Below are 1,214 nucleotides of genomic sequence, written 5' to 3' on the forward strand. Positions count from 1 at the left end.
CCAGTCTAGCCAGTCCAATGCTTGCCCCGGTCTTTTCATTCCCGGGTTCTCTCTCGGTTCTGTGTCCCCACAGTTCTGATAATATGCGGTACAGGAATTTCAACCTGTTGTCCATCGACTACGTCTTTCGACCTCGCCTTAGGTCCCGACTTACCCAGAGCAGATCAGCTTTACTCTGGAAACCTTAGATATTCGGCCTGGAGGATTCTCACCTCCATCTCGCTACTCATTCCGGCATTCTCTCTTCTTAACGCTCCACATCTCCTTACGGTAATGCTTCTGCGCATTAAGAATGCTCCTCTACCAATGTATCAAAGATACATTCCACAGCTTCGGTGTCGTGTTTTAGCCCCGGACATTTTCGGCGCAAGACCTCTCGACTAGTGAGCTATTACGCACTCTTTGAATGTGTGGCTGCTTCTAAGCCAACATCCTAGTTGTCTCTGAAATCTCACATCCTTTTCCACTTAACACGCACTTTGGGACCTTAGCTGGTGGTCTGGGCTCTTTCCCTTTTGACTGCCCAACTTATCTCGTGCAGTCTGACTCCCGTACATCATCTGACCGGCATTCGGAGTTTGATATTCTTTGGTAAGCTTTGACGCCCCCTAGGAAATTCAGTGCTCTACCTCCGGCAGACTAATACGAGGCTAGCCCTAAAGCTATTTCGAGGAGAACCAGCTATCTCCGGGTTCGATTGGAATTTCTCCCCTACCCACACCTCATCGCCACCCTTTTCAACGGATGTGCGTTCGGTCCTCCACCGCCTTTTACGGCAGCTTCAACCTGGACATGGGTAGATCACCCGGTTTCGGGTCTACCTTCACTGACTTAACGCCCTATTAAGACTTGGTTTCCCTTCGGCTCCGCACCTTGAGTGCTTAACCTTGCCAGTAACGGTAACTCGCCGGACCGTTCTACAAAAAGTACGCGGTTCCACTTAAAATGTGGTTCCACAGCTTGTAAACACAAGGTTTCAGGTTCTCTTTCACTCCCCTCCCGGGGTCCTTTTCACCTTTCCTTCACAGTACTATGCGCTATCGGTCACTAAGTAGTATTTAGCCTTGGGGGGTGGTCCCCCCGAATTCCCACAAGGTTTCTCGTGTCTCGTGGTACTTTGGATCCTGCTCGCTGACTATTGCTTTCCCATACAAGGCTTTCACTTTCTATGGCCGGTCTTTCCAGGACCGTTCTGGTAACAAATCGTCTCACTT

General features: G+C 49.9%; 1 rRNA gene. It reads right to left on the reverse strand.

Annotated features, from left to right (window positions below):
• A 23S ribosomal RNA gene (locus tag CRO04_RS26655) occupies nt 1-1,214 on the reverse strand; the annotation flags it as partial.

This window comes from Lacrimispora amygdalina, assembly GCF_900205965.1.
GTDB lineage: Bacteria > Bacillota > Clostridia > Lachnospirales > Lachnospiraceae > Lacrimispora > Lacrimispora amygdalina_A.